The sequence below is a fragment of the Nocardia concava NBRC 100430 genome, assembly GCF_000308815.1.
GTDB classification, from domain to species: domain Bacteria; phylum Actinomycetota; class Actinomycetes; order Mycobacteriales; family Mycobacteriaceae; genus Nocardia; species Nocardia concava.
The window spans coordinates 1-26,521 of record NZ_BAFX01000120.1 but is presented as its reverse complement, the minus strand read 5'-3'; the positions used below and the strand labels follow the sequence as shown (position 1 = coordinate 26,521).

General features: G+C 67.5%; 27 protein-coding genes. 18 read left to right on the top strand and 9 right to left on the bottom strand.

The features are described from left to right. The first annotated feature begins 74 nt into the window (after window positions 1-74). The 3 genes from ON43_RS27810 (at window position 75) to ON43_RS27800 (ending at window position 4,300) form a co-directional block, all read left to right on the top strand. The gene (locus ON43_RS27810; RefSeq protein WP_245568777.1) at window positions 75-1,613 is read left to right on the top strand and encodes a GMC oxidoreductase; all 1,539 of its coding nucleotides are present in this window, start codon (window positions 75-77) and stop codon (window positions 1,611-1,613) included. 93 nt (window positions 1,614-1,706) lie between these two features. Then, entirely contained in the window at window positions 1,707-3,344 is a 1,638-nt protein-coding gene (gene pruA / locus ON43_RS27805; RefSeq protein ID WP_040812191.1) for an L-glutamate gamma-semialdehyde dehydrogenase, read from the top strand. Next, on the top strand, window positions 3,341-4,300 hold the full coding sequence (locus tag ON43_RS27800) for a proline dehydrogenase family protein (protein ID WP_040812190.1): 960 nt from the start codon (window positions 3,341-3,343) through the stop codon (window positions 4,298-4,300). The genes pruA and ON43_RS27800 overlap by 4 nt, the downstream gene beginning before the upstream one ends. Before the next feature lie 7 nt (window positions 4,301-4,307). On the opposite strand, the gene ON43_RS27795 is transcribed toward ON43_RS27800, so the two are convergent. Further along, window positions 4,308-5,141, bottom strand: a complete 834-nt coding sequence (locus tag ON43_RS27795) for an SDR family oxidoreductase (RefSeq protein WP_040812189.1) — start codon at window positions 5,139-5,141, stop codon at window positions 4,308-4,310. Window positions 5,142-5,241: 100 nt separating this feature from the next. Between ON43_RS27795 and ON43_RS27790 the strand changes: the two genes are divergently transcribed. Next, a complete protein-coding gene (locus tag ON43_RS27790) occupies window positions 5,242-5,802 on the top strand; it encodes a TetR/AcrR family transcriptional regulator (protein WP_051179354.1) in 561 nt (186 codons plus the stop codon). A gap of 6 nt (window positions 5,803-5,808) precedes the next feature. Here the strand turns inward: ON43_RS27790 and ON43_RS27785 are convergent, their stop codons facing one another. Then, window positions 5,809-6,675: an oxygenase MpaB family protein gene (locus ON43_RS27785; RefSeq protein ID WP_040812188.1), complete on the bottom strand. Its 867-nt coding sequence runs from the start codon at window positions 6,673-6,675 to the stop codon at window positions 5,809-5,811. 147 nt (window positions 6,676-6,822) lie between these two features. On the opposite strand from ON43_RS27785, the gene ON43_RS27780 reads away from it, so the two are divergent. Continuing rightward, window positions 6,823-7,455: a TetR/AcrR family transcriptional regulator gene (locus ON43_RS27780; RefSeq protein WP_051179353.1), complete on the top strand. Its 633-nt coding sequence runs from the start codon at window positions 6,823-6,825 to the stop codon at window positions 7,453-7,455. Window positions 7,456-7,468: 13 nt separating this feature from the next. Here the strand turns inward: ON43_RS27780 and ON43_RS27775 are convergent, their stop codons facing one another. Then, a complete protein-coding gene (locus ON43_RS27775; protein ID WP_040812187.1) occupies window positions 7,469-8,323 on the bottom strand; it encodes an oxygenase MpaB family protein in 855 nt (284 codons plus the stop codon). Between the two features lie 179 nt (window positions 8,324-8,502). Here ON43_RS27775 and ON43_RS27770 point away from each other — a divergent pair, with 179 nt between their 5' ends. The 4 genes from ON43_RS27770 to ON43_RS27755 are packed head-to-tail and all read left to right on the top strand — an operon-like array spanning window position 8,503 to window position 12,739. Continuing rightward, window positions 8,503-9,912, top strand: coding sequence for an acyl-CoA synthetase (locus ON43_RS27770; protein ID WP_040812248.1), 1,410 nt, complete (start codon window positions 8,503-8,505; stop codon window positions 9,910-9,912). 52 nt (window positions 9,913-9,964) lie between these two features. After that, window positions 9,965-11,140: a hypothetical protein gene (locus ON43_RS27765; protein ID WP_063712640.1), complete on the top strand. Its 1,176-nt coding sequence runs from the start codon at window positions 9,965-9,967 to the stop codon at window positions 11,138-11,140. 32 nt (window positions 11,141-11,172) lie between these two features. Beyond that, a complete protein-coding gene (gene aztD / locus ON43_RS27760; protein WP_051179352.1) occupies window positions 11,173-12,330 on the top strand; it encodes a zinc metallochaperone AztD in 1,158 nt (385 codons plus the stop codon). Between the two features lie 40 nt (window positions 12,331-12,370). After that, window positions 12,371-12,739, top strand: coding sequence for a PPOX class F420-dependent oxidoreductase (locus ON43_RS27755; RefSeq protein WP_040812183.1), 369 nt, complete (start codon window positions 12,371-12,373; stop codon window positions 12,737-12,739). Here ON43_RS27755 and dapD read toward each other — a convergent pair. Then, a complete protein-coding gene (dapD, locus tag ON43_RS27750; RefSeq protein ID WP_040812181.1) occupies window positions 12,736-13,692 on the bottom strand; it encodes a 2,3,4,5-tetrahydropyridine-2,6-dicarboxylate N-succinyltransferase in 957 nt (318 codons plus the stop codon). The two genes, ON43_RS27755 and dapD, sit on opposite strands and share 4 nt — an antisense overlap. Window positions 13,693-13,801: 109 nt before the next feature. Between dapD and dapE the strand changes: the two genes are divergently transcribed. The 6 genes from dapE (at window position 13,802) to ON43_RS27720 (ending at window position 20,049) form a co-directional block, all read left to right on the top strand. Continuing rightward, window positions 13,802-14,908, top strand: a complete 1,107-nt coding sequence (gene dapE, locus ON43_RS27745; protein WP_040812246.1) for a succinyl-diaminopimelate desuccinylase — start codon at window positions 13,802-13,804, stop codon at window positions 14,906-14,908. A 68-nt stretch (window positions 14,909-14,976) separates the two neighbouring features. After that, entirely contained in the window at window positions 14,977-15,783 is an 807-nt protein-coding gene (locus ON43_RS27740; protein WP_040812179.1) for an LOG family protein, read from the top strand. Further along, window positions 15,777-16,328: an LOG family protein gene (locus ON43_RS27735; RefSeq protein WP_040812178.1), complete on the top strand. Its 552-nt coding sequence runs from the start codon at window positions 15,777-15,779 to the stop codon at window positions 16,326-16,328. The genes ON43_RS27740 and ON43_RS27735 overlap by 7 nt, the downstream gene beginning before the upstream one ends. 90 nt (window positions 16,329-16,418) lie before the next feature. Next, a complete protein-coding gene (locus ON43_RS27730; protein WP_083913776.1) occupies window positions 16,419-18,188 on the top strand; it encodes a long-chain-acyl-CoA synthetase in 1,770 nt (589 codons plus the stop codon). A gap of 68 nt (window positions 18,189-18,256) precedes the next feature. Next, window positions 18,257-19,129 carry a dihydropteroate synthase gene (gene folP / locus ON43_RS27725; RefSeq protein WP_040812174.1) on the top strand — a complete coding sequence of 291 codons (873 nt, stop codon included), beginning with the start codon at window positions 18,257-18,259 and terminating at the stop codon, window positions 19,127-19,129. Next, window positions 19,126-20,049 carry a glucosyl-3-phosphoglycerate synthase gene (locus tag ON43_RS27720; protein ID WP_040812172.1) on the top strand — a complete coding sequence of 308 codons (924 nt, stop codon included), beginning with the start codon at window positions 19,126-19,128 and terminating at the stop codon, window positions 20,047-20,049. The genes folP and ON43_RS27720 overlap by 4 nt, the downstream gene beginning before the upstream one ends. Before the next feature lie 151 nt (window positions 20,050-20,200). On the opposite strand, the gene ON43_RS27715 is transcribed toward ON43_RS27720, so the two are convergent. The 5 genes from ON43_RS27715 to sigE all read right to left on the bottom strand — a co-directional run bounded on the left by ON43_RS27715 (window position 20,201) and on the right by sigE (window position 24,309). Beyond that, complete coding sequence (locus ON43_RS27715) at window positions 20,201-21,037, bottom strand: hypothetical protein (protein ID WP_033088195.1); 837 nt, start codon at window positions 21,035-21,037, stop codon at window positions 20,201-20,203. Between the two features lie 81 nt (window positions 21,038-21,118). Next, on the bottom strand, window positions 21,119-21,556 hold the full coding sequence (gene tatB / locus ON43_RS27710; protein WP_040812167.1) for a Sec-independent protein translocase protein TatB: 438 nt from the start codon (window positions 21,554-21,556) through the stop codon (window positions 21,119-21,121). A gap of 62 nt (window positions 21,557-21,618) precedes the next feature. After that, entirely contained in the window at window positions 21,619-23,199 is a 1,581-nt protein-coding gene (locus ON43_RS27705; RefSeq protein WP_040812165.1) for a S1C family serine protease, read from the bottom strand. Window positions 23,200-23,209: 10 nt separating this feature from the next. After that, on the bottom strand, window positions 23,210-23,548 hold the full coding sequence (locus ON43_RS27700; protein ID WP_040812163.1) for a hypothetical protein: 339 nt from the start codon (window positions 23,546-23,548) through the stop codon (window positions 23,210-23,212). 56 nt (window positions 23,549-23,604) lie between these two features. Then, on the bottom strand, window positions 23,605-24,309 hold the full coding sequence (gene sigE / locus ON43_RS27695; protein WP_083913775.1) for an RNA polymerase sigma factor SigE: 705 nt from the start codon (window positions 24,307-24,309) through the stop codon (window positions 23,605-23,607). Between the two features lie 234 nt (window positions 24,310-24,543). On the opposite strand from sigE, the gene ON43_RS27690 reads away from it, so the two are divergent. The 3 genes from ON43_RS27690 to ON43_RS27680 all read left to right on the top strand — a co-directional run. Then, window positions 24,544-25,191: an O-methyltransferase gene (locus tag ON43_RS27690; RefSeq protein ID WP_051179351.1), complete on the top strand. Its 648-nt coding sequence runs from the start codon at window positions 24,544-24,546 to the stop codon at window positions 25,189-25,191. 204 nt (window positions 25,192-25,395) lie between these two features. Continuing rightward, window positions 25,396-26,058 (top strand): TetR/AcrR family transcriptional regulator, encoded by a 663-nt coding sequence (locus ON43_RS27685; RefSeq protein ID WP_040812161.1) that lies wholly within the window; start codon window positions 25,396-25,398, stop codon window positions 26,056-26,058. Window positions 26,059-26,090: 32 nt separating this feature from the next. Further along, a partial coding sequence (locus ON43_RS27680; RefSeq protein ID WP_040812159.1) for an ABC transporter ATP-binding protein occupies window positions 26,091-26,521 on the top strand: 431 nt, incomplete at its 3' end.

The window sequence follows — 26,521 nt, the reverse complement described above, 5'->3', positions numbered from 1 at the left end:
GCAGCAATGTCAGCCGACGCGGGTTCCTAGCTGCAACAGGTGTCATTTTGGGGGCGGCAGCACTACTACCGAAGATGCCCTCGGCGCGGGCATTACCCACCGGATCGATCAACGACGGCGACAAGATGCCCGTGCTGGTGATCGGCACCGGCTACGGCGGCGCGGTCGCGGCGCTGCGGCTGGCCCAGGCTGGGCAGAGCGTGGTCATGGTCGAGAAGGGCATGTCCTGGACCCAGCCGGGCTCGGACGGCAAGGTCTTCTGCAACATGCTCAACCCGGACGGCCGCTCCTTCTGGCTGCGGACCGAAACCGTCCAGCCCATCAACCATTTCATGGGCGCGCCCTACGACAAGTCGATCCCGAGCTACACCGGCGTGCTGGATGCCGAGCAGTTCAGCGGGATTCGGATTTACCAGGGCCGCGGCGTCGGCGGTGGCTCGCTCGTCAACGGCGGCATGGCGGTGACGCCCAAGCAGGAGTACTTCGCCAGCATCCTTCCCTCGGTGGACGCGGCCTCGATGTACAGCACCTACTACCCGCGGGCCAATGCCGGGCTGAAGGTGAACAACGTCGACCAGACCTGGTGGCAATCCGCCGACTGCTACCAGTTCGCGCGGGTCGGGAAGAAGACGGCCGAGGCATCCGGATTCAAGACGACCTTCGTGCCGAACGTCTACGACTTCAACTACATGAAGCAGGAGCAGGCCGGCACCGCCACCAAGTCGGCGCTCAACGCCGAGGTCATCTACGGCAACAACGCCGGCAAGAACTCCCTGGACAAGACGTATCTGGCGGACGCGTCGGCCACCGGCAAGGTGACCATCGTGCCGCAGCACGATGTCACCACCGTGTCGCCCGCCAACGGCGGCGGGTTCACCGTCGTCATGAACCAGATCGACACCAGCGGCAATACCGTGAAGACGAAAACCGTTACGGCGCAGAAGGTGTTCTTCGCGGCGGGCAGCGTGGGTACCAGCAAACTGCTGGTCACCCAGAAGGCCACCGGCAAACTGCCCAACCTGCCCGACTCGGTCGGCAGCGGCTGGGGCAACAACGGCAACGTGATGGTGGCCCGGCAGAACCAGGCGTGGGACGCCACCGGCAGCCTGCAGTCATGCATTCCGACCCTCGGAATCGACAACTGGGCCGACAGCGGCGGCCCGGCCTTCGCGGAGATCTCGCCCTTCCCGGCGGGCATCGAGACCTTCGCCAGCCTGTACCTGGCCATCACCAAGAACCCCAACCGCGGCAAGTTCACCTACAACTCGGGTTCCGGTGGCGTGGACCTGAACTGGCAGACCGCCTGGAACCAGCCCAGCATCGATGCCGCCAAGCGGATCTTCGATCCGATCAACAAGAAGCAGGTCACCATCTACCGGACCGACCTGTTCGGCGAATACAAGACCTGGGGTGACGATTTCGCGTACCACCCGCTGGGCGGCTGCGTGATCAACGTGTCCACCGACAACTACGGGCGGCTCACGTCGTACCCGGGTCTCTACGTTATCGACGGGTCGCTGATTCCCGGTCTGACCACGGTGAATCCGTTCGTCACGATTACAGCGTTGGCGGAACGGAACATCGAGAAGATCATCGCGGAGGACTTCCACTAGGAGTAAGGGGGTATGGGGGCCTAGCCCCCATACCCCACCCCGGCGCGGTGTGTTCGTCGCGGCCCGGCAGGGGCTATCGCGATAGCCTGGGTTATGGACGCTGTCACGGTTGTCCCTGCTCCAGCCAACGAACCGGTGCACTCCTACGCTCCGGGCAGTCGCGAACGCGAACTGCTGACCGGGAAGCTCGCCGAACTCTCCGCCGAATCCACGGATGTGCCGCTCGTCATCGGCGGCAAGCATCAGCCCGGCGGCGGGGAGCGGCTGAATATCACGATGCCGCACCGGCACCGGCATGTTCTGGGGACCTACACCAATACCACTCACGACGAGGCGCGCGCGGCCGTAGCCGCTGCCACTGCCGCCGCACCCGGTTGGCGGGCCATGCCGTTCGAGGAACGGGCCGCGGTCCTGCTGCGCGCCGCCGACCTGCTGGCCGGGCCGTGGCGGGAGACCATTGCCGCCGCCACCATGCTCGGGCAGTCGAAGACGGTGCAGCAGGCCGAGATCGACGCACCGTGCGAGCTGGTGGACTTCTGGCGGTTCAATGTCGCCTTCGCGCGGCAGATTCTGCAGGAGCAGCCGGAATCGAGTGCGGGCGTGTGGAATCGGATGGACTACCGGCCCCTGGAGGGGTTCGTCTACGCCATCACGCCGTTCAACTTCACGGCCATCGCCGGGAACCTGCCCACCGCACCCGCGCTCATGGGCAATACCGTCGTCTGGAAACCCTCACCGACACAGACGCTTTCGGCGTACTACACCATGAAGCTGCTGGAAGAGGCCGGGATTCCGCCCGGGGTCATCAATATGGTGACCGGTGACGGCGCGAAGCTGTCCGAGGTGGCGCTGGCCGATCCCCGGCTGGCGGGCATCCACTTCACCGGCTCGACCCGCACCTTCCAGTACCTGTGGCAGACGGTCGGCTCGAATATCGACCGCTACCACGGATATCCGCGCCTGGTGGGGGAGACCGGCGGCAAGGACTTCATTCTCGCTCATCCCTCCGCCGACCCGGATGCGCTGCGCGTGGCCATGATTCGCGGCGCCTACGAATACCAGGGGCAGAAGTGCTCGGCCGCGTCGCGCGCCTACATTCCCAAGTCGGTGTGGAAGCGGATGGGCAAGGACTTCCTGTCCGAGGTGGAGTCGGTGACCTACGGCGACGTCGCCGACCTGTCGAATTTCGGTGGGGCCGTGATCGACTCCCGTGCCTACACCAAGTGCGCCGCCGCCATCGACCGGGCCAAGGGCACCGGGATCGATATCGCGGCGGGCGGTGGCTGCGACGACAGCGAGGGCTGGTTCATCCGCCCGACCGTGCTGCTCGGCGACGATCCCGGCGACGAATCCTTCGACACCGAGTACTTCGGCCCGATCCTGTCGATCTACGTCTACGACGACAGCGCCCCCGACGCCTTCGCCGAGATCCTCGAGGTCGTGGACGCCACCTCGCCCTACGCCCTCACCGGCGCGGTCTTCGCCCGCGACCGCAAGGCTGTGGAAACCGCCTCGACCGCATTGCGATTCGCGGCCGGCAACTTCTACATCAATGACAAACCCACCGGCGCGGTCGTCGGCCAGCAGCCCTTCGGCGGCGCCCGCGCCTCCGGCACCGACGACAAGGCGGGCTCCTATCTCAACCTGCTCCGCTGGGTCGCCCCGCGCACGCTGAAGGAAACCTTCGTTCCCCCAACCGATTACCGCTACCCCCACATGGAGGTGCGATGAACCCGCTACGCCCGGCCATTCTGGCGGCGGCCGGATCGGCCACGATGAAGAACGCCATCACCAAGGTCCCCGTCACCGCCGCCGTGGTCCGGCGCTTCGTGGCCGGTGAGACCCGCGCCGACCTGGACCCGGTGACGCGGGCGCTGCTGGCGAGCGGCCGTTCGGTCAGCGTCGACTTCCTCGGCGAGTACACCACCGACCGGACCCAGGCCAATGCTGCTGTGACGGAATACCTTTCGCTCATCGACGACCTTGCCGAGGCCGCTCACGCGGTGCCCGGCGCACACTCCGAGATCCCCCGGGTGGAGGTCTCGCTCAAACTGTCCGCGCTGGGGCAGTCCCTCGGAGCGGACGGTCCGGCCATCGCCGCCGAGAACCTGCACAAACTGTGCGCCAAGGCCGTCGAGCGCCATGTCTGGGTGACCGTCGACGCCGAGGATCACACCACCACCGCCGACACGCTGGCGGCGGTCCGGCTGGCACGCGCCGAATTCCCCTGGCTGGCCGTCGCTTTGCAGACTTACCTACGGGACGCCGAGGATAATGCCCGCGACCTGGCCACCGACGGCACCCGAATCCGCCTGTGCAAGGGCGCGTATCAGGAGCCCGCGGCGGTCGCCTATCAGCGCCGTGCCGAGGTCGACGCCTCCTACTTGCGCTGCCTGAACGTCCTCATGCGCGACGCCTGGTACCCCATGATCGCCACCCACGATCCGGCCATGATCGACGTCGCCCTCACCCTGGCGGGCGAAAACAACCACAGCCCGGGCGATTACGAGTTCCAGATGCTCTACGGCATCCGCGACGCCGAACAGCGACGCCTGGTCGCAGACGGTCACGCCCTGCGCGTCTACGTCCCCTACGGCACCCAGTGGTACGGCTATCTCATGCGTCGACTCGCCGAGCGTCCCGCCAACCTGGGCTTCTTCCTTCGTGCCCTGGCCGATCGCGGCTGACGGGGCGTCATTCGGCGGGGACAAGGCGGCGCATCGCCAGGTCCCAGAGCCGGTCGCCGAGCAGGCGGCGGGCGATCGGCATGACTCGCGCCTGTGATCCGATCTTGTAGCGGGGCTTCGGGTTTCGAGCGAGCGCGGCGCGGGTGACGACCCTGGCCACCGTCTCGGGTGTGAGGATGCCGCGTGCGCCGTCGCGGTGAGTCCGCTCGATGAGGGCGCCGAGGCTGGATCGCAGGTGGTCGTAGGTGTGGTCGGAGTTGGACGGGGGCAGGCTCCGCTGCCCGGTCTCGATGAATTGTGTTCGCACAGCGCCCGGTTCGATGAGGACGGCACGCACCCCGAAGTGGTGCACCTCCAGCCGCAGGCTGTCGCAGAGCGCCTCGAGCGCGTACTTCGTCATGCTGTAGGCGGCCGAGGCCGGTGGCGCGACCAGCCCGGCGGCGGATCCGAGGGTGATGATCCGGCCGCCGCCGTTGGCGCGCATGGCGGGCAGGACGAGCCGGGTCAGGCGGACGACTCCGAAGACATTGGTGTCGAATTGGCGATACAGCTCATCCATCGGCACCTCCTCGACCGGCCCGACCTGTGAGTAACCCGCATTGTTGACCAGCACCCCGACCGAGCCGTGCGCCTGCTCCACCGAACGCACCGCCCGCGCACAGGAATCCGGATCGGTGACATCGAGTTGCAGGATGTGGCAGCCGGATTCGGCGAGATCGGCAATGGATTCCGGGTGGCGGGCCGTGGCGTAGGTGGGTATTCCGGCGGCCACCAGGGCGAGGGCGGTGGCCCGGCCGATGCCGGAGGAACAGCCGGTGATGAGGGCGGAATTCGGCAGCATGACAGCTCCTGGATACTTCTTCATCCCGTTATGAGACATTGATGTCTCATAACGAGAGTACGCCGTTCCAGCCCCCTTGTCCCTTCGTACGATGTGACCCATGAGCCGCACGCCCGCGCTGCGCGACCACATCGCGACGCTGATCCTCGACAAGGCGACGGCCCTGTTCGCCACCCACGGCGAGTCCGTGAGCATGGCCGATATCGCGGCCGCCGCCGATATCGGCCGCGCGACCCTCTATCGCTACTTCGCCAGCCGCGACGCGCTGCTCGAGGCCATGGCCACCGCCGCGCTCACCGAATTGCGGCAACGCCTCACCGAAGCCCGCCTGGAAACCGTCCCCGCCCCCGAGGCGTTGGCCCGCCTCACCCGCATCTTCCTCGCCGTCGGCGGCAAGTACGTGGTCCTCACCCGCACCGGCGCCAAACCCGCCGATCGGGCCGAAATCGCCGCCACCGTAACCGAACCCGTTCAGGCCGTGATCACCCGCGGCATCGACGCCGGTGACCTGCGCGCCGACCTCCCCGCCGACGCGCTGCTACTGCTCTACGGCAGCCTGATCGAAACCGGCATCCCCATGGCGGCCGGACCCGGTGGCGGGGTCGAGCACGCGGCCGCCCTCATCGTGGACATGTTCCTCCACGGCGCGGGCGGCCACTGAAAACGGCTACACCAGCGGGCGGCCGAAGCGGCGGCGGATGCGCATGTCCGCGAGGTAGAAGTTGAAGGGGAACAAGCGAATCAGCTCGGGCATGCGGGTCCAGACCGCGGAGATGAGGCCCAGGAATCCCGCGAAGATGCGCTCGTCGCGGGCGGTCCAGGACATGTGCATTTCCGCGCGCAGATGCGCCGGGAGCAGCGCGGTCACGATGAAGCGGTGCAGGCCGCCGAGGGTGATCTGCAGCGGCCAGGGGAGCATCTTCAGATCGACGAGGTCGTTGAAGTACGTCCGCGTGCGATCGTCGATGGTCTTGGTCGCCAGGTTGTCTTCCCAGTACTCGTAGAAGGCGTCGCGGGTCGGCGGCCACATCTCCGGTCTCATCTGCAGCGTGGTGCCCAGGCGGGCGCCGTACTGGTAAAAGGCTTCCGCCACTTCGGGATCCATGGGCCCGCGCATGCGGTGGTAGATGTCGTCGAAGCCCCAGAACAGGCAGGCCGCCACCCACAGCTGCAGCTTCGGGTCGAAGGCGTTGTACTTGACCTCCGCGCCCGGCTTGCTGTGAATGCTGCGATGGGAGGTGTTCACCGCCTCGCGGTAATCGCGCCGGTCGTCCTCGGTGCCGAGCAGGGCGACGGCCAGGTAGGTGATCGTGGTGCGCAGTCGCTTGATCGGGTGCAGCGTGACCTTGCCGCTGTCGACATCGCTGTCCATGACGCCGTAGGCCACCGGCTTCAGTGACAGCTGCATGACCACATTGGCCGCGCCGCCGAGGAAGGCACCGATGCCGTCGAGGTGTTCGCGAACGGTCTCCGGGGTCAGCGGTTCGTAGTCGCCGAACGGGTACTGGTCGGCCTTGCGAAGCGGTGCGGTCATCGTTGACTCGGCTCCTCGTCGGTCACTCCTCGCCCATGAGGAGAGTGTGAGAAAGTTCTCGGCTCACCTTCTCATCGCGGCTGGCGAGTGTCAATGTGCGAAGATTAGTGCCTCACTGTTTCACCGCGACCGGAAAGGGCTCGGACCATGGCCAAACTGGCCAAACTGCTGCCGCTCGTCCGCGGATCCGGCCCCGAGGACCGCAATCAGGCCAAGGTCCTCGACGCCGCGCTGCTGGCCTTCCTGGATTTCGGCATCAAACGCACCTCCATGGTGGAGGTCGCCCGGCGCGGCGGACTCTCGCTGGCCACCCTGTACCGGCGCTTCGCCGGCAAGAACGATCTCATCCAGGCGGTCGGGCTGCGGCAGGCCCGCCAGTTCGTCGCCGATGTGGACGCCGCCGTGCAGGGCCCGATCGAGGCCGACGCCAGCGCCGAGGAGCAGATCGTCGCGCTGTTCGTGGCATTCATCGAGGGCCTGCGCGGCAATCAGCTGCTGGACCGGCTGCTCAAGACCGAACCCGAGATCGTGCTGCCCTACCTGACCGTGCAGGGCGCGCCGGTCATCGAACTGGGCCGCGACTACCTGGCCGAGTTCATCGCCCGGCTGCAGGCCGAAGGCAAACTGCCGCAATACGATCCGCTGCCGCTGGCCGAGATGATCGCGCGCGCGGCACTGTCGCTGGCGCTCACCCCGCAGACCGTGATCCCGCTCGACGATCCCGAGGCGCTCAAGCAGTTCGCCCGCGACCACGTCATCCCGGGCTTCCGGATCCTCTGACCGGCAACGGTTTTCACACCAGCTTCAGGCCGAGCCTGCGGCGCATGCGCATATCCGTGAGGTACAGGTTCAGCGGGAAGCTCCGCACCGGCGCGGGCGCCACCGACTCGACCGCGCCGACCGTCCGCAGCATGCGGGCCAGCACCCGGTCCTGACGCGGCGTCCACGTCATGCCCATCTCGTCCCGAAGATGTTGCGGCAGTAGGCCGGTCACGAAGAAGCGGTGCACGCCGCCGAAGGCCAGCTGGAACGGGCGCGGCAGCATCTTCAGGTCGATGAGGTCCTCGAAGTACGCCTTGATCTTGGGATCGATGCGCGTTTTCGCGAGGTTCTCCGCCCAATAGCGGTCGAAGGCAGCGCGATCCGCGGGCCACATGTCGGGGCGCACCTGCAGTGTGGTGCCCATACGCGCCGAGTGCCGGTAAAAGGCCTCGGCGTCGAATTCGTCCATCGGGCCGTGCATGCGCTCGTAGAGGTCGCGCGCACCCCAGTACAGGCAGGCCGCCACCCACAGCTGGAGTTTCGGGTCGAAGGCGTTGTACTTCACCGTGCTTCCAGCGCGCGAGCGGACGTTTTTGTGCACCGAGTCCACCGCCTCGCGATAGGCGGCCTGGTCCTCCTCGTTGCCCAGCAGCGCGACGGCCAGATAGGTGAGGGTGGTGCGCAGCCGCTTGATCGGATGGACCATGACGTTCCCGGATTCGACGGGACTCTCCACCACGCCGTAGCCAACCGGCCGGTTGGAGAGTTGCATGATCACATTCGCCGCCGCGCCGAAGAAGCCGGCCGCGCCGTCGAGGTATTGCCGGACGTCGACCTCCGGTGGGGAGGCTTCGAATTCGAACGGGTCGTGAAGCGGCCTGGTCATCGTTGACCACATCCTCTGGTGAGAAGGTTGTACAGAAACTTTCTTACCCACTCGGGTCGCCTGTCAACCGACTTGGCAAGTTCGCAAGCGATTCGTTGCCCAACTCCGTGCCCGGAGGAAGCCCACTCCGTGCCCGGAGGAAGTAGAGCCCCTCCGGTAGCGTGGCGGCCGTGTCGCCGCTGTTGCTGAGTTCGCTGAATCCGGCCGCCATTGCCGCCGGAGACGATATCCCGAATGCCGTCACCATCGACGGGGAGACGCTGTCGCGCAGCGATCTGCTCGGCGCGGCGACCTCGGTCGCCGAACGCGTCGCCCAGGCACGGCGGGTCGCGGTGCTGGCCGAACCGACCGTCACCACCGTGCTCGGGGTGGTCGGCTGCCTGCTCGCCGGGGTGACCGTGGTGCCGGTGCCGCCGGACTCGGGCAGCGCGGAACTGGCGCACATCCTGAAGGATTCGGGCGCGCAGGCCTGGCTGGGGAAGGCCCCGGAGGGTTCGGAGCTGCCGGTGATTCCGGTGCGCAAGCACGCGCGGTCGTGGCATCGGTATGCCGAACCGGCCGGGAAATCAACAGCTTTCATCCTCTACACCTCCGGCACCACGGGCCTGCCCAAGGGCGTGATGCTCAGTCGCGATGCCATCGCCGCGGGGCTGGACGCGCTCATCGAGGCGTGGCGGTGGACCTACAAAGACGTTCTGGTGCACGGACTTCCGCTGTTCCATGTGCACGGATTGATTCTCGGCATGCTGGGTCCGCTGCGGGTCGGCAGCCCGCTGATCCACACCGGCAAGCCGACCCCGAAGGCGTACGCCGACGCGCACGGCACCATGTATTTCGGGGTGCCAACGGTGTGGTCGCGCATTGTCGAAGAGCCATCGGCGGCAAAGGAATTGGCGAAGGCGCGGATCCTGATCTCCGGCAGCGCGCCGCTGCCCGTCCCGGTCTTCGAGCGGCTGGCCGAACTCACCGGCCACGCTCCGATCGAGCGTTACGGCATGAGCGAAACCATGATCACCCTCTCCACCCGCCCCGACGGCGAACGCCGCCCCGGCTGGGTCGGTACCCCGGTCGCCGGGGTGGAGACCCGGCTGCGCGACGAGGCGGGCGACCCGGTGCCGCACGACGGGGAAAGCGTTGGCGGACTGCAGGTTCGCGGCCCCATGCTGTTCGACGGCTACCTGGGCAAGCCCGAGGTGACCGCCGAGAACTTCACCGCCGACGGCTGGTTCAAGACCGGCGACGTGGCCGTCATCGACGCCGACGGCTTCCACCGCATCGTGGGCCGGGAATCGGTGGACCTCATCAAGTCCGGCGGCTACCGCATCGGCGCGGGCGAGATCGAGACCTCACTGCTCGGGCATCCGGCGGTGGCCGAGACCGCGGTCGTCGGTGTGCCGGACGAGGATCTGGGCCAGCGCATCGTCGCGTACGTCGTCTTGCGGGACGGTGCGGGCGAATCCGTCGCCGAGGCTCTCATCGCCCATGTGGCGGGCGAACTCTCGGTGCACAAGCGCCCGCGCGAGGTGCGCGTGGTCGACTCCCTGCCGCGCAATGCCATGGGCAAGGTCCAGAAGAAGCTGCTCGGCTGAACTTCGCCCCAAACTTGAACTGAAAATCGTTTTCATTATAGTGTGCCTCGACATGAGATGGTTGAGGGCACACCTGCTGGCGGTCGCCGCCGTCGCGCTGCCGCTGGCCGGATGCGGCGCGGAAGATCGTGACGAACGGCCGGGATCGGCTCCGCACGGTCATGTCGAGGGCGCGCAGGAGACCGCGACGGAGCAGCCGCGACTCGTGGTGGCGGACAAGGAAACCGGTGCGGTCCGGGTGATCGATGCCGGGACCGGCCGGGTCACCGAGCTGGACGTGGTCCCGGGCGGCATCGCGCGGACCCTGAGCGACGGCCGATTCGCGTATCTGACCGGGCCGCAGACGACGCGGGTGGTCGACAGCGGCGTGTGGACCGTGGATCACGGCGATCACGGGCACCACTACAGCGCGGATATCCGAGAGATCGGGAACCTCAGGCACGGCGCGGTGAGCGCGGTATCGGGGGATACGGCGGTGACCGCGCTCGGTATCGGTGACCGCACCGTGCTGCTGGACCGGGCCGAGTTGGTCGCGGGCATCCTCGCCGAGCGCCAGGTGATCGATGGTCTCGCCGCGCCGTACGCGGGACAGCTGGTGGTGATGGGTGATTCCCGTGGCTCACCCGTGGTGCGCAGCCGCGACGGACCGGTGATCACCACGCTCCCCGAAACCTGCCCGGCGCCGCGAGGGCACGCGGTCACCCGGCGCGGAGTCGTATTCGGTTGCGCCGATGGAGCTTTGGTCATCGCCTGCGAGGGCGGATCGCTCACCGCCACCCGAATTCCCTTTCCTCATCCGGTCGCCGACTCCGAGCGACCCACCGAATTCTTCTTCCGCCCCGGCGGTTCGACGCTCGTCGCGTCCGCCGGAGAGCACGGCGTGTGGACGCTCGACCTTCGAGCCCGCGCCTGGACGTTCACCGAAACCGGGCCCGTCGCGGCCGCCAATTCCGCCGGTCCGGATGCTCCGCTGCTGGTCCTCGGCCGGGACGGTGTATTGCGCGGCTTCGATCTCGTCACCGGCGCGGAAACTGCGCGGGTTCAACTGTTTTCACAGCCCCTTGCCGAGGGAGCCGCGCCGGTGATCTGGATCGACGCGAATCGCGCGTACATCAACGACCCGGCGGGCAAGGCCGTCCACGAGCTCGACTATCGCGACTCGCTGCGGCGCACGCGGACATTCGAGCTGGACATCACCCCCGATCACCTGGTCGAAACGGGTCGGTGAGAGCTGTGCAATCACGAAAGAGGGAGCAATACATGCGGATTCATGGCCGCGGAGGAATGGCGCTGTGTGGCGCCGGTGCGATCGTCATGGTGCTGAGCGGTTGCGGCAGTGGTGAATCCGGCACGTCGAAGGGCCCCGCCATCGCCGATCCGATCGCCGTCACCTACGACGGCGGGATTCTGCTGCTGGACGGCAACACCCTCGCTCAGGGTGGCGAGGTCAAGCTGGACGGCTTCAACCGGCTGAACCCGGCCGGTGACGATCGGCATGTCATGGTGTCCACCAAGACCGGCTTCCGGGTACTCGACGCCGCGCGCGCCGAATTCACCGATATCGAATTCCCCGCCGTGAAGCCGGGACACGTCGTGCGTCATGCCGGGCGCACCGTGCTCTTCGACGATGGCACCGGCGAGGTGACCGGCTTCGATCCGGCGCGGCTCGATGCCGGAAAACCCGAGACCCGGGTGTACCGGACTCCCGAGCCGCACCACGGGGTAGCCGTCGAGCTGAGCAATGCGAATCTGCTCGTCACGCTCGGCACCGAGGAAAAGCGTTCCGGCATAGCGGTACTGGACAAGGACCGTAAGGAGATCGCCCGCAACGAGAACTGCCCCGGCGTACACGGCGAAAGCATCGCCGCCGACGAGGCCGTCGCATTCGGTTGCGAGGACGGGGTTCTGATCTACCGGGACGGCGTCATCACCAAGGTGCAGAGCCCGACACCCTACGGCCGCATCGGGAATCAAGCCGGATCGGCGCACTCGCCGATCGTGCTCGGCGACTACAAGCAGGATGAGCACGCCGAACTCGAACGCCCGCGCCAGATTTCGCTGATCGACACCCGCACCGGCGGGCTGCGACTGGTCGATCTCCGCGCCAGCTACACCTTCCGGTCCCTCGGCCGGGGTCCGCAGGGGCAGGCGCTGGTGCTGGGCACGGACGGCGGGCTGCGCGTCATCGATCCGGAGGCGGGGACGGTGCTGCGCACCATCGCGGTCACGGGCCGGTGGGAGGAGCCGCTGCAGTGGCAGCGGCCCCGCCCGGCCCTGTTCGTGCGCGGCGGTGACGCGTACGTCTCCGATCCGGCCACCAACCGGCTGCATCGGATCGATCTGGCCGCCGGGACGATCGCCGCCACGGTGACGCTGCCGGGCACACCGAATGAACTCAGTGGTGTTGTAGCGCACTAGATATTGACCTCGAGTGTGCTCGAGGTTCTACGGTCGGACCATGACCGCATCACTGTCGCCCGCGCAGATCGAGTACCTGAACAGTCAGCGATTGGGGCGACTGGCCACCATTCGCCCCGATGGCTCGCCGCAGAACAATCCCGTCGGCTTCCGCTACAACGTGGCCCTGGGCACCATCGACATCGGTGGCCGGGATCTGGGCGCCAGCCAGAAGTTCCGCAATCTCGCCAAGGACGAGCGGGTCGCCTTCGTGGTGGACGACGTGAAATCGGAGCAGCCGTGGGAGGTGCGGTGCCTCGAAATCCGAGGCACCGCACAGGCTTTGCGCGACGTCGAACCGTTCTATCCGGGGCTGTCGCCGGAACTCATCCGGATCACCCCGGAACGGGTCATCGCCTTCGGGATCTAGTCGTTGGCGTGCAGGGCGGCATTCAGTTCGACGCCGGTGCCCTTGCGGGGCCGAACCTCGACCGCGCCGGTCACCGAGTTGCGGATGAACAGCAGGTTCGGCTGCCCCGACAGCTCACCGGCCTTGATGACGGTGCCGTCCGGCCCGGTCACCTTGGTGCCCGCGGTGACGTAGAGGCCCGCCTCGACCACGCAGTCGTCGCCGAGCGAGATGCCCAGGCCCGAGTTCGCGCCCAGCAGGCAGCGCTCGCCCAGCGAGATGACCTGCTTGCCGCCGCCGGACAGGGTGCCCATGATGGACGCGCCGCCGCCGACATCGGAGCCGTCACCGACCACGACACCGGCCGAAATGCGGCCCTCCACCATGGAATTGCCGAGCGTGCCGGCATTGAAGTTCACGAAGCCCTCGTGCATGACCGTGGTGCCCGAGGCCAGGTGCGCGCCCAGGCGCACGCGGTCGGCGTCGGCGATGCGCACACCCGACGGCAGCACGTAGTCGACCATGCGCGGGAACTTGTCCACGCCGTAGACGGTGACCGGGCCGCGGGCGCGCAGCTTCAGGCGGGTCAGCTCGAACTCCTCGAGCGAGCACGGGCCGTAGTTGGTCCAGACGACATTGGCGAGCAGACCGAACTGGCCGTCCAGGTTCGCGCCGTGCGGGCGGATCAGCCGGTGCGAGAGCAGATGCAGGCGCAGATACACGTCGTGCGTGTCGACCGGCGCGGCGGACAGGTCGGCGATGGTGGTGCGGACCACGACCACCTCGACCCGGCGGGCCTCGTCCGGACCGGCGGCGTCGGCGAACTTGGCGTACTCGACGTCGGAGGGGTCCAGCCGCTTGGTGCCGGTATCGCTGAATTCACCGAGTTCCGGGTAGGGATACCAGGTGTCGAGCACCGTCCCGTTCGCGGTGATGGTGGCGAGGCCGACTGCTGAAGCTCCCTGAGTACTCACGGCCCTACACGTTACCGGGCTGTGAATTCGTACCCCACACGGTGCCGATTTGTGCCAACGCAACCACCGAGCGAAGAGCGGAGGATATTCCTCCTTTAGGGTGGATCAAGTGACCACCATCGATCTGAGTGCCGATCCGATATCACTCACCGCCGCGCTCGTGGACATTCCGAGCGTGTCGAAGGACGAGAAGGTCATCGCGGACATCGTCGAGAAGGCGCTGCGTGAGCAGACCACCGGGTTCGAAATTCTGCGGCACGGGAACACCGTGCTGGCGCGCACCCATCGCGGTCTGCCCACCCGGGTGATCCTCGCCGGGCACCTGGATACCGTGCCCATCGCCGACAATGTGCCCAGCCACTTCGAGACCACCGCGGACGGCGAACGGCAGCTGTGGGGTTGCGGCAGCGTCGACATGAAGTCCGGCGACGCGGTCTTCCTGAACCTGGCCGCCACCGTGGCCGACCCGGTCCACGATCTGACGCTCATCTTCTACGACTGCGAGGAGATCGCGGCCGAGTTCAACGGCCTCGGCCGCATCGAACGCGAACTGCCCGAATGGCTCGAGGGCGACCTCGCCATTCTCGGCGAGCCGTCGGGCGGCTGGATCGAGGCGGGCTGCCAGGGCACCCTGCGGGTGCGCCTGACCACCTCCGGCGTGCGCGCGCACACCGCGCGAGCCTGGCTGGGGGACAACGCGATTCACCGGCTGGCCCCGATCCTGGAGCGGCTGGCCGGATACCGGGCCCGCGAGGTCGAGATCGACGGCTGCACCTACCGCGAGGGCCTTTCGGCGGTCCGCGTCGAGGGCGGTGTCGCGGGCAATGTGGTGCCGGATGTGGCCACCGTGGACGTGAACTTCCGCTTCGCCCCCGACCGCACCCTGGACCAGGCCACCGAGCATGTGCGCGAGGTATTCGCCGGTCTGGAACTGGATTTCGAGCGCACCGACGGCGCGCCCGGGGCTCTGCCGGGGCTGTCGAATCCGGCCGCCAAGGACCTCATCGAGATCGTGCACGCGCACGGCAGCGGCGGCGTCCGCGCCAAGTACGGCTGGACCGATGTCTCGCGATTCGCCGCACGCGGCATCCCGGCCGTCAACTTCGGCCCGGGCGACCCCAATCTCGCCCACAAGCGCGACGAGCACCTGCCGGTCGATCAGATCACCCAGGTCACGTCGATGCTGCGCAGTTACCTCACCGGGGCCAAAGACTGATCGGTTGTTCAACACCACGCTGGTCGAGCGACCGACGTGGGTAACCGGCTCCCTGTACGGTTGGCTGCATGTCTGCTGACGCTGATTTCGAGGGTGCGCGTTCGCCGAAGACGCCACGGTTCCGCGGTCCGATCATGCTGCGGCGGGATCGCAAGAAGGGGATAGGGACCACCGACAAGCATCTGCTGGACGAACGCGGCCCCGCCGACTGGGTGCACACCGATCCGTGGCGCGTGCTGCGCATTCAAGCCGAATTCGTCGAGGGCTTCGGCGCTTTGGCGGAGGTGCCGCGCGCGGTCTCGGTCTTCGGTTCGGCCCGCACGCCCGCCGAATCGGCCGAGTACCAGGCCGGGATGGCCATCGGAAGTGCCTTGGCCCGAGCGGGTTTCGCGGTCATCACCGGCGGCGGTCCGGGCGCCATGGAGGCGGCCAACCGGGGCGCCTCGGAGGCGGGCGGCTATTCGATCGGGCTCGGCATCGAGCTGCCGTTCGAGCAGCACCTCAACGAATGGGTCGATCTCGGCATCAACTTCCGGTACTTCTTCGCGCGCAAGACCATGTTCGTGAAGTACTCCCAGGCATTCGTCTGCATGCCGGGTGGTTTCGGCACCCTCGACGAGCTCTTCGAGGCGCTGACCCTGGTGCAGACCCACAAGATCACCCGCTTCCCGATCATCCTGTTCGGCACCAAATACTGGGCGGGACTGGTGGATTGGATCCGCGACTCGCTGCTGGGCTCGGCCAAGATCGCGCCGGGCGATATGGGGCTGCTGCACGTCACCGACAGCGTGGACGAGGTGGTCCGGATCGTCACCGAGGCGGCGCGGGCGCGTCAGGAGCAGGATGACGACGGCGTGGTGGAGGACCAGTGGTGAGCGAACCGTATTCGGTATGCGTGTATTGCTCTGCCTCCGTTGATGATCCGCGGGCACTGGAGCTGGCCGAGCGGGTCGGGGCCGAGATCGGCCGCCGCGGTTGGCAATTGGTGTCCGGCGGCGGCAATGTGTCCATGATGGGCGCGGTCGCGCAGGCGGCGCGGGCGGCCGGGGCGAAGACCACCGGCGTCATCCCCAAGAAGCTGGTGCACCGCGAGGTCGCCGACACCGACGCCGACGAGCTGATCGTCACCGACACCATGCGCGAGCGCAAGCAGATCATGGACGACCGCGCCGACGCCTTCCTCACCCTGCCGGGCGGCATCGGCACCCTCGAGGAGCTCTTCGAGACCTGGACGGGCGCGTACCTGGGCGTGCACGAGAAGCCGGTGGTCATCCTCGATCCGCAGGACCACTACGCGGGCCTGTTCGCTTGGATCGAGGAGCTGGGCCGGCGGGGGTACGCGGGCCGGGAGGCGATCGACAGGGCGGTCGTGACCGCGGACTTCGATACCGCTTTCGCCGCCCTACGGCCGAGTTTCTGAGCGAAACCAGTCGGTTTCACTCGACAATATCGGGCAAATCGGTAAGGGTGGTTGTGAGCGTGAGCACAGCCCGGTGAGGAGCCCGACGAAGTGAATACCGATGCCCGTTCGACGGTGAGTCTGATGGATCTGGCCAGGAGCTTGCCGGGCATGGCGGCGCAGGCCCCGGGCATGCTCCGCAATGCCGTGCACATGCTGGTGAAATCGGGCGACAAGGCCTCCATCGGACTGTTCTTCCAGCGCGGCGCGGCCAAGCACCCGGACCGGCCCTTCCTGCGCTTCGAGGGCCGCGAGTACACCTGGGGCGAGGCCAACGCCGAGGTCAACCGGTACGCCAATGTGCTTGCCGCGCACGGGGTGAAGCGTGGTGACGTGGTCGGCATCCTGATGGCGAACCGGCCCGAGGCGCTGTTCACCGTGCTCGCCACCGTGAAACTCGGTGCGACGGCCGGGCTGCTCAATCACAATCAGCGAGATGTGGTGCTGCAGCACAGTTTCGGGCTGCTGAACTCGGTGCTCGACGTGATCGGCGAGGAATCCGCCGAGGCCCTCGGGACACTCGCCGAACCCCGTCCCGATCTGCTGTGGTCCGAGCAGCTGGCCGCCGAGGCCGCTACCGCGAACTCCGCGAATCCCGCTGTGACCGAACAGATCACGGCCAAGGAGCGCGCCTACCTGATCTTCACCTCGGGCACCACCGGCCTGCCCAAGGCCAGCGTCATGACGCATCTGCGCTGGACCAAGTCCATGGCGGGCATCGGCGGGCTCGGCGTCCGGCTCACCGGCGAGGACACGCTGTACTGCTGTCTGCCGCTGTACCACAACAACGCGCTGACCGTGGCGCTGTCCTCGGTCATCGCCGGCGGCGCGACTTTCGCACTGGGACGCAAGTTCTCGGCCACCCGCTTCTGGGAGGAGGCCATCGCCAACCAGGCCACCGCGTTCATCTACATCGGCGAGCTGTGCCGCTACCTGCTCAACCAGCCGCCCCGGCGCACCGACCAGGCGCACACCGTCCGGCTCTGCGTGGGCAACGGGCTGCGGCCCGAGCTCTGGGACGAGTTCCAGCACCGCTTCGGCATCAAGCGAATCGTCGAATTCTATGGCGCCAGTGAGGGAAACGTCGCCTTCATCAACGCCTTCAGCGTCGACAAGACCGCCGGTTTCACCCCGCTGCCCTTCGCCATCGTGGAATACGACGACGCCACCGGCAAGGCGCTGCGGCACCCGGACGGCCGCCTGCGCCGCGTCGGGAAAGGCGGGGTCGGCCTGCTGCTGGCCAAGGTCACCAAGAGCTCCCCGTTCGACGGCTACACCGACGCCTCCGCCACCGAATCCAAGCTCGTGCGTGACGGTTTCAAGGACGGCGACTGCTGGTTCGACACCGGCGACCTGGTCCGCGACCAGGGCTTCGGCCACATCGCCTTCGTGGACCGCCTCGGCGACACCTTCCGCTGGAAGGGCGAGAACGTGGCCACCACCGAGGTCGAGGGCGCCTTCGACGGCATCGACTTCCTCACGCAGGCGGTCGTTTTCGGCGTCGACATCCCCGGCACGGACGGCAAGGCGGGCATGGCCGCGGTGACCCTGCACGAGGGCGCGGCCTTCGACGGCAAGGTGGCCGCCAAGGCCCTCTACGCCCACCTGCCGACCTACGCCGTCCCGCTGTTCATTCGCGTGGTGCCCGAACTGGAGCAGACCTCCACGTTCAAGAGCCGCAAGGTGGAGCTGCGCAAGGCGGGCTACGACCCGGATGACACGGGCGCCCTCTACGTCCTGGCGGGCCGCGCCGAGGGCTACGTGCCCTTCTACGCCGACTATCCGAGCGAGGTAGCCGCGGGTCGCGCCCCCGTCAACTAGGTCGTCTGCCCAGCTGTGTAGGTCGGCTGCCCAGCAGTCGTGGGACAGGGCTCGGTACAGTCGAGGGCATGTGTGCGCCGTTGCCGACATTGTGCGGAAAGCCGGTGGCGACGGATCGGGCGCTTGTCATGGCGATTGTGAACCGGACGCCGGATTCCTTCTATGACCGGGGCGCGACGTTCACCGACGAAGCCGCCATGAACGCCGTGGACCGGGCCGTGGCCGAGGGCGCGGATCTGGTCGATATCGGCGGGGTGAAGGCCGGGCCGGGCTCGGAGGTGGACGCCGCCGAGGAGGCCCGGCGGGTGGTGCCGTTCGTGGCGGCCATTCGCGAGCGCCACCCGGATCTGCTCATCAGCGTGGACACCTGGCGGGCCGAGGTGGCGCGGGCCGCGGTCGCCGAGGGCGCGGATCTGATCAATGACACCTGGGCCGGAGCGGATCCCGAGCTAGTGAGCGTGGCTGCCGATCTGGGCGTAGGAATCGTGTGCTCGCACACCGGGGGTGCGATTCCGAGGACCCGTCCGCACCGCGTCCGGTACGCCGATGTGGTGGCTCAGGTCACAGACACGGTGGTGGCCGCGGCCGAAAATGCTGCGGCGGCAGGGGTGGCCAAGGACTCGATTTTGATCGACCCGACCCATGATTTCGGCAAAAACACCTATCACGGGCTCGAATTGTTGCGGGCGATAGACGTTCTTGTGAAAACCGGATGGCCCGTCTTGATGGCGCTGAGTAATAAGGATTTCATCGGAGAGACTCTTGGTGTCGAGCTGTCCGAGCGATTGGAGGGCACATTGGCAGCGACTGCTTGGTCGGCCGCCGCGGGTGCTCGCGTCTTCCGAGTGCACGAGGTGGCCCAGACGCGCCGGACGGTGGACATGATCGCCGCCATCCAGGGTCTCCGCCCACCCGCCCGTACCCTGCGAGGTCTCGCATGAAAACAGACTGGGTGAACACCAACACCTTCGATCGCCCGGATTGGACCGTCGAGGAACTGATCGCGGCCAAGGGTGACCGCACGGTTTCCGTGGTGCTTCCGGCCCTCAACGAGGAATCCACCGTCGCCGCGGTGGTGGCCAGCATCCGGCCCCTGCTCGGCACGCTGGTGGACGAACTCGTCGTCCTGGACTCCGGGTCCACCGACGCCACCGCCGCCCGCGCACGGGCCGCGGGAGCCGACGTGGTGACCCGCGAACAGGCCGTCCCCGAACTCGAGCCCGTGCCCGGCAAGGGCGAATGCCTGTGGCGTTCGCTGGCGGTCACCACCGGCGACATCATCGCCTTCGTGGACTCCGACCTCATCGACCCGGACCCGAACTTCGTCCCGAAGCTGCTGGGCCCGCTGCTGACCGTGGACGGCATGCACCTGGTCAAGGCCTACTACCGCCGCCCGCTGCGCACCGGTGAGGCGGTCGAGCACCACGGCGGCGGCCGCGTCACCGAACTGGTGGCCCGCCCGCTGCTGGCCGCGCTGCGGCCCGAACTCTCGAATGTGCTGCAGCCCTTGGGCGGTGAGTACGCGGGCACCCGGGAACTGCTCACCGCGGTGCCGTTCGCGCCGGGCTACGGCGTCGAAATCGGGCTGCTGCTCGACACTTACGACATGCTGGGGCTGTCCAGCATCGGCCAGGTCAACCTCGGCGTCCGCCAGCACCGCAATCGGCCGCTGGCCGACCTCGGCGTGATGAGCCGCCAGATCCTGGGCACCGTCCTGGGCCGCAGCGGAATTCAGGACTCCGGCGCGGCGCTGACCCAATTCCCGCTGGTGGCAGGCGAATTCATCGCGCACGCGACGGAAGTGTCGCTGGCGGATAGGCCACCCATGAACACGCTGCGCCCCGAGGAGGCAGCTGCCTGACGCCTGCGGCGGCATATCCACTTGGAACCCGCGGCGGCACATCCACCTCGTCATTCCGGCGTGCTTTTGGCCGGAATCCACTGCGGAAGTGTGGATCCCGGCCAAAAGCACGCCGGGATGACGGAGTGGGACGCGCCGGGATGACCAGGGGCTAGCGGTCGTGGCGGTAGATCGGGGTCAGCAGATCCGCCTCGATCGGCTCGCCCGTCGACCGGTCGTAGCGCACGCCCACCACCGCCGAGAACGGGTGCGTGCCCGCGCGCTCGTGCAGGGTCGCCAGCCGGGTCGCCAGCAGCCTGATCGCGCCCAGTGAGGCGGGCGGGTGCAGGCCGTCGATGACCAGCACGCTGCCCTTGCCGTCCGGCCGGGGAAGCCGGGCCAGATACGCGATGTCGTAGGGCTCGGTGCCGCCCGGCCGGTAGACGCGGCGGGCGGCCCGGTCCTCGATACCGCGCCGCACCCGGCCCGCGCGCGCCACCGTGCGGCGCAGCCGGGGATCGGCGGCCACCAGATAGCGCAGGCTGGGCGACAATTCGGGCCCGCCGAGCACGATCAGCCCGTCCCGGTCCAGGTCCAGCGGGCGGCCCGGTAGGAACCGCTGCACATTGGCGGTGAAGCCCAGTTCACGCAGCAACTCCACGAGCCGATGGGGCGCCGCGGCGTCCGGCGCGCCCACCAGCGCGATGGCACGCGTCGTGCTGCGCACGTCCGGGGTGAGAATCGTCAGCGGGCCGTGGCCGAAGAACAAGCCCTCCGGCACCGGGCCCTGCGTGCTGACCTGATGGATGCGCGCGCGGGAAAGTCCCGCGGCCGCACCGATTCTCGCGAACGTCCAGCCCTCGGCATGCAGTTCACGGATGACGGCGCGGCGGATGCGGGTCAGCTCATTGATCTGCTGTTGCGCAGCGGCCACGCCTTCGGTGGCGGCTTTCAGGCGTTCGACCTTGTCCTCGATCGCGAATACCCGTGCCACCTCGTCGGCCGACATGTGCGCAGTCTAGATAGCTGGACAGCATCATGCGTCAAGTCCGCTCGACAGAATTGATCTCAGGTGGCGCCTGGATCGCGCTCAGGTGGCGTCAGGATCCACCGGCGGACGCTCGTTGCGCTCCAGCGGTTTCTGTTCCTTGGCCATCGAAATCGGGCCGGAACCGGTAATGCCGGAACCGTTTCCGCTGTTCGGGGCGCTGACCGGCTTGTCGAAATTGGTCAGGTCATTGAAGCTGTTCAGGATCGAATCATCGCCGTCGAGCAGGTGCTTGGTGACCATGGACCGCGGATTCATACTGCGCAGTTCGTTCAACTGCTCCAACGGTTTCCGGATCTCGTCGAATTCCGGACCCAGTTCATTGCGCAATTGCTGAGTCGCGCCGGTGGCGTAATCGCGCGCCTGCTTGAGGGCGTGCGCGGTCCAGCGAACAGCACCGGGCAGTCGCTCCGGGCCGAGAATCACAAGTGCGGCGACGAGGAGAATGAGCATCTCGCCCCAGCCGATATTGCTGAACACGGATCAAGGCTACCTTTGTCCGATTACGGCGTTTTCGCCGCCGCACCTGCGTTCATTCATCGCTACGGCTTCTGATCCGTGCCCAGCGTCACCGGCACGTCCACCTCGCGGCCGTCCCGGATCAGGCGCACGGTGACCGTCTCCCCGATCTCGTGCGACTGCACCGCCACCGTGAGCTCCTCCGGCCCCGACACGTCGCGGTCGCCGACCTTCACGATCACATCGCCCTCGACGATGCCCGCCTGCGCCGCCGGGCCCCCGGCCTGCACATCGGCCACCGCCGCGCCGCTCATCACGTCATTGGCGACGATCTTGGTCTTGGCGCTCACGCCGAGCACGGGGTGATGGACTTCCTTGTCGCGGATCAGCGCCTGCGAGATCCGCTTGACCTGATCCACCGGAATCGCGAAGCCCAGACCCACCGAACCGCCGCTCTCGGACTTGATGGCCGAGTTGATGCCGATCAGCCGGCCCTGCATATCCACCAGCGCGCCACCGGAATTGCCGTGGTTGATGGCGGCGTCGGTCTGCACGGCGTCCAGGGTGGCATCGGTATCGGTGCCCTCACCGCCGACCTTCACCGGCCGGTGCAGCGCCGACACGATGCCGGAGGTGACCGTCTTCTCCAGTCCCAGCGGCGAACCCAGCGCCAGCACGTCGTCGCCGACCTGCACGTCCCCGGAATTGCCGAGCTGGATCACCGACAGGTTCTTCACATCGACCTTGAGCACCGCCAGGTCGGACTTGGTGTCGCGGCCCACGATCCGGGTCGGCACCTTGCTGCCGTCGGAGAACACCACATCCAGCTTGGCCTTGCCCGATTTGTCGTTGGCGGCCAGCGAGATCACGTGATTGTTGGTGACGATGTAGCCCGCCCCGTCGATCACCACGCCCGAACCCGTGGACCCGGTGTCGCCCAGCCAGGCGCGCACGGTGACCACCGCCGGCATGACGGCATTGACCACCTTGGTGATCTGGTTGTGCGATTCGGTGCCCGCGGGCGCGGACTGCAGCGACACCTTGCGGGAGGTCAGCGCGGAGGCCGACGAACCGGTGAACGCCCCGACGAATCCGCCCAGCAGCCCGATCAGCGCGGCGATGATGGCCAGCAGCGTCAGCGCCGTCCACGACACCCGCCCGCCGAAGAGCACCTCCCGCGCCCCCAGCTTGGGGCCGACGGTGAGCGGCTGCGGCCGGGCCTGCGCCACGGCCGGGGTGCCGAGCCGCGCGGCCGAATTCGGATCGCGCCACGGATCGGCGGGCGCGGGCGCGGCGCCGTTCTCGCCGCGCGCGTCCGGATCCCGTTGCAGCAGTTCGGTCGAACCTTGCGGACGGCCGAACGCCTCGGCCAGCACCGCGTCCGGCGGGCGATTCTGAATCTCGGGTTGCCCCTGCGCGGCGGCGGCCGCGGCACTCGCGGTGCGGGCGGCGAAGGAGCCCTGCTGACCATTGGGGCGGCGGAAGGCGTGTGCGGTGTGGTTGTCGACATGCGGTCGCAGGACCGGGCGCGGTCCCAGCACCGGTGCGTCCGACGGCCTCAGGTTCCCCCGATCGGCCGCCGAATCGGATTCCCCTGACAGCGGTGAATTCGCCGCGGGCCCGCCGTCTTCGGCAGGGCCCGTGTTCTTCGATTCGGTGGTCACGCTATGGACTCTACTTGCGCCACCACGACGTCCACCGTCTGCTGTCGAACGAATCCTGGTGGTGGTTGCCGCATTCCTGAATGAGCGAGCGCGGAATCCTGCTCAGGGTGTCGTGCAGGCTCAGGGGCGCGGAGATCTGATCCGAGGACTGCCGCAAGGCGATGCGCGCCTGTTGCTGCGCGTCCACTTCCGCGGCGCATTCGCGACACACGGAAATATGGTGCGCGGCACGCAGATAGGCGTTCATCCGCAATTCGCCGTCCACGTAGGCGGCGATGGCCTCACTGGCCAGATGCTCGGTGGGGGCGAAACGCGGGGGACGACGGTGCGGTCGATCCTCGCCACTCATACGCTGCACACCCTTCCGGACGACTCGAGCTGTTCGGGCGGGACACCTGCCCGTGCTCACCCGACCTTTTCGGTGGCGGCGATACGCCGCTCCACCCCATTATGCTCGAGGTGCTCGCGCAGTGCCTGGCGTCCTCGGTGGATGCGGCTGCGCACGGTGCCCAATTTGACGCCCAGCGTCGCGCCGATCTCCTCGTACGACAGACCCTCGATGTCACAGAGCACGACCGCGGCGCGGAACTCCGGGGCCAGCGAGTCCAGCGCGGACTGCAGATCCGGGTCCAGGTTGGCGGCGTGATAGGCCTGCTCCGGGTCGGGACCCTCGGACGGGACGCGGTCGTAGTCCTCCGGCAGCGCCTCCATGCGGATGCGGTTGCGGCGGCGGACCATGTCCAGGAACAGATTCGTGGTGATGCGGTGCAGCCAGCCCTCGAAGGTGCCGGGCTGATAGTTCTGCAGGGAGCGGAAGACCCGGATGAAGGTTTCCTGGGTCAGATCCTCGGCGTCCTGCGGATCACCGGTGAGGCGGTAGGCCAGGCGATACACGCGATCGGCGTGCTCGCGGACCAGTTCGTCCCAGGTCGGCATGACATTGCGGTCGCCGGTGGCGTCGAAGGCGGCGGTCCCGGTGAGGGTCTCGTCTTCGGCGGGGGACAGGGTGAAGTCACCGTCCAGCGGGGTGCTCTGTGGAGTCACTGTGCTGTCCAGCGGCTTGATCTGCGGGTGCAGAGTGTTGGCGTGTTCACGCGCCGCGTCGACCATGTGGATGGGGTTACCTCCTACTCGGGACCGTGAACGTCGGTATCGGTGACAACCAATCGGTTGATTCGGCTGTTCCCGATCCCTGGCCCGCGGTCGCTGGCCTGGCGTGAGGCTTACTCTTCTAGGTCGTGATGTGGCATCCGTATGTGGACGCTGAGGGACACCTGAGAAAAATCGCCACACCGGCCGGTCACCACCACGCCTTACCGGTGTATCGCCATTAGCCTCTAATTCGTGAGCCAGACCCCCGCGGCACAGAACCTGCAGCGCAACCTCGCCTATGTGGAGGAATCCGTCGCCGAGGACGACATCCTCGTCGGCGCGCGCGAACGCGCCCTCGAACTCGGCGCCGCGCCCGTCGCACCCTCGGTCGGCGCGCTGCTCAGCATGTATGCCCAATTGCTGGGCGCGCGGGCGGTGGTCGAGGTCGGCACCGGGGCCGGGGTGAGCGGGCTGTGGCTGCTGGACGGGATGCGCGAGGACGGCACGCTGACCACCATCGACTCCGAGCCCGAGCATCAGCGGGCGGCGCGGGAGGCGTTCCGGTCGGCCGAGATCGCGCCGGCGCGTACCCGGCTCATCAACGGGCGGGCCCTGGATGTGCTGCCGCGGCTGGCCGATGGGGCCTACGACCTGGTGTTCATCGATGCCGCGCCGCTCGAGCATCCGCAATATGTGGCGCAGGCGGTGCGGCTGCTACGCGAGGGCGGGGCGATTCTGCTGCACAACGCGCTACTCGGGGGCCGGGTCCCCGATCCGGCGCAGCGTGATCCGCAGACCGCCGCGGTGCGGGCGGCGACTCGGGCGATTGCCGAGGATCCGGATCTGACGAGCGTGCTGATCCCGGTGGGCGACGGGCTGCTCTGCGCCTCGCGCGGCTGAAAATCCAACGGCCGGTGGCTGTTTCGATGCCGCATCGGTGTTCCACTCGGCGATAGTCCGCGACGCAACGATTATCCCGAAGGGGCATTCCGCGCGCGGAAAATCCCTAGGGGCGAAGTGCCCGGGTATGGATTTCGTAAATCCCCGCGACGAGAGTCCGGATGCTCTTGCTCTCCGACTGAACACGCGTTTAATCTATTAAACATGCGTTCAACCGATGATCTGACTACCCGGGCGAGGATTCGCGATGCCGCGGTCACCGTGTTCGGGGAACAGGGTTTCGGGGTCGGCGTCCGCGCCATCGCCGCCGCGGCGGGAGTCTCTCCCGGCCTGGTCATCCACCATTTCGGGTCCAAGGACGGGCTGCGGGAGGCGTGCGACGACTGGGTCCGGGAGACGATCCGGGCCGCCAAGATGGAGTACATCGAGAACCCCTCGCCGGGCGGGCTCATGCGGCAGCTGGCCGAGATCGAGGAATTCGCCCCCGGCATGGCCTACCTCATGCGCAGCTTCCAGGCGGGCGGGGAACTGATGAAGACCTTCTTCGAGCACATGGTCGAGGACACCGAGCAGTACCTGCGGGTGGGCATCGAGGCCGGAACCATCAAGCCGCTGCGCGACGTGCGGGCGACCGCGCGCTACGTCGCCACCAACAATGGCGGCGGCATGATGATGTTCCTGCAGCTCTACGCCGCCGAGCAGCCCGGGCCCGTGGACTTCCGCAAGGCACTACGGGCGTACGCGGACGAGATGATGCTGCCCGCGCTGGAGCTCTACACCTACGGCATGCTCACCGATTCCAGTGCGCTGGACGCATTGACCGCCCATACGCCACAGACCGCACATTCACCACAGACCGAGCAATAACCATCAACGTCGTTTTCCTTCAAGGAGATTCGATGACCATTCCCGCCAACCCGGTGATCGAAGTCCGGGATCTGCACAAACACTTCGGGCAGGTGCATGCCCTGGACGGCCTCGACCTCGAGGTCGCCGAGGGGGAGGTGCACGGCTTCCTCGGGCCGAACGGGGCCGGGAAGTCCACCACCATCCGCATCCTGCTGGGCATTCTGTCGCGCACCTCGGGCGAGGCCCGGGTGCTGGGGCGGGATCCGTGGACCGACGCGGTGGCGCTGCACCGCGATATCGCCTATGTCCCAGGCGATGTCACGCTGTGGCCGTCGCTGTCGGGCGGTGAGACCATCGACCTGCTGGCGCGCATGCGCGGCGGCATCGATGAGCAGTGCCGCGCCGAGATGATCCAGCGCTTCGAACTGGATCCGAGCAAGAAGGCGCGCACCTATTCCAAGGGCAACCGGCAGAAAGTCGC

Bases quoted from the DNA above. Each gene is read 5' to 3' on its own strand.
- ON43_RS27810 (WP_245568777.1), top strand. From the start codon at position 75: ATGCCCTCGGCGCGGGCATTACCCACCGGATCGATCAACGACGGCGAC.
- pruA (WP_040812191.1), top strand. From the start codon at position 1,707: ATGGACGCTGTCACGGTTGTCCCTGCTCCAGCCAACGAACCGGTGCAC.
- ON43_RS27800 (WP_040812190.1), top strand. From the start codon at position 3,341: ATGAACCCGCTACGCCCGGCCATTCTGGCGGCGGCCGGATCGGCCACG.
- ON43_RS27795 (WP_040812189.1), bottom strand. From the start codon at position 5,141: ATGCTGCCGAATTCCGCCCTCATCACCGGCTGTTCCTCCGGCATCGGC.
- ON43_RS27790 (WP_051179354.1), top strand. From the start codon at position 5,242: ATGAGCCGCACGCCCGCGCTGCGCGACCACATCGCGACGCTGATCCTC.
- ON43_RS27785 (WP_040812188.1), bottom strand. From the start codon at position 6,675: ATGACCGCACCGCTTCGCAAGGCCGACCAGTACCCGTTCGGCGACTAC.
- ON43_RS27780 (WP_051179353.1), top strand. From the start codon at position 6,823: ATGGCCAAACTGGCCAAACTGCTGCCGCTCGTCCGCGGATCCGGCCCC.
- ON43_RS27775 (WP_040812187.1), bottom strand. From the start codon at position 8,323: ATGACCAGGCCGCTTCACGACCCGTTCGAATTCGAAGCCTCCCCACCG.
- ON43_RS27765 (WP_063712640.1), top strand. From the start codon at position 9,965: ATGAGATGGTTGAGGGCACACCTGCTGGCGGTCGCCGCCGTCGCGCTG.
- aztD (WP_051179352.1), top strand. From the start codon at position 11,173: ATGCGGATTCATGGCCGCGGAGGAATGGCGCTGTGTGGCGCCGGTGCG.
- ON43_RS27755 (WP_040812183.1), top strand. From the start codon at position 12,371: ATGACCGCATCACTGTCGCCCGCGCAGATCGAGTACCTGAACAGTCAG.
- ON43_RS27740 (WP_040812179.1), top strand. From the start codon at position 14,977: ATGTCTGCTGACGCTGATTTCGAGGGTGCGCGTTCGCCGAAGACGCCA.
- folP (WP_040812174.1), top strand. From the start codon at position 18,257: ATGTGTGCGCCGTTGCCGACATTGTGCGGAAAGCCGGTGGCGACGGAT.
- ON43_RS27720 (WP_040812172.1), top strand. From the start codon at position 19,126: ATGAAAACAGACTGGGTGAACACCAACACCTTCGATCGCCCGGATTGG.
- ON43_RS27715 (WP_033088195.1), bottom strand. From the start codon at position 21,037: ATGTCGGCCGACGAGGTGGCACGGGTATTCGCGATCGAGGACAAGGTC.
- ON43_RS27700 (WP_040812163.1), bottom strand. From the start codon at position 23,548: ATGAGTGGCGAGGATCGACCGCACCGTCGTCCCCCGCGTTTCGCCCCC.
- sigE (WP_083913775.1), bottom strand. From the start codon at position 24,309: ATGGTCGACGCGGCGCGTGAACACGCCAACACTCTGCACCCGCAGATC.
- ON43_RS27685 (WP_040812161.1), top strand. From the start codon at position 25,396: ATGCGTTCAACCGATGATCTGACTACCCGGGCGAGGATTCGCGATGCC.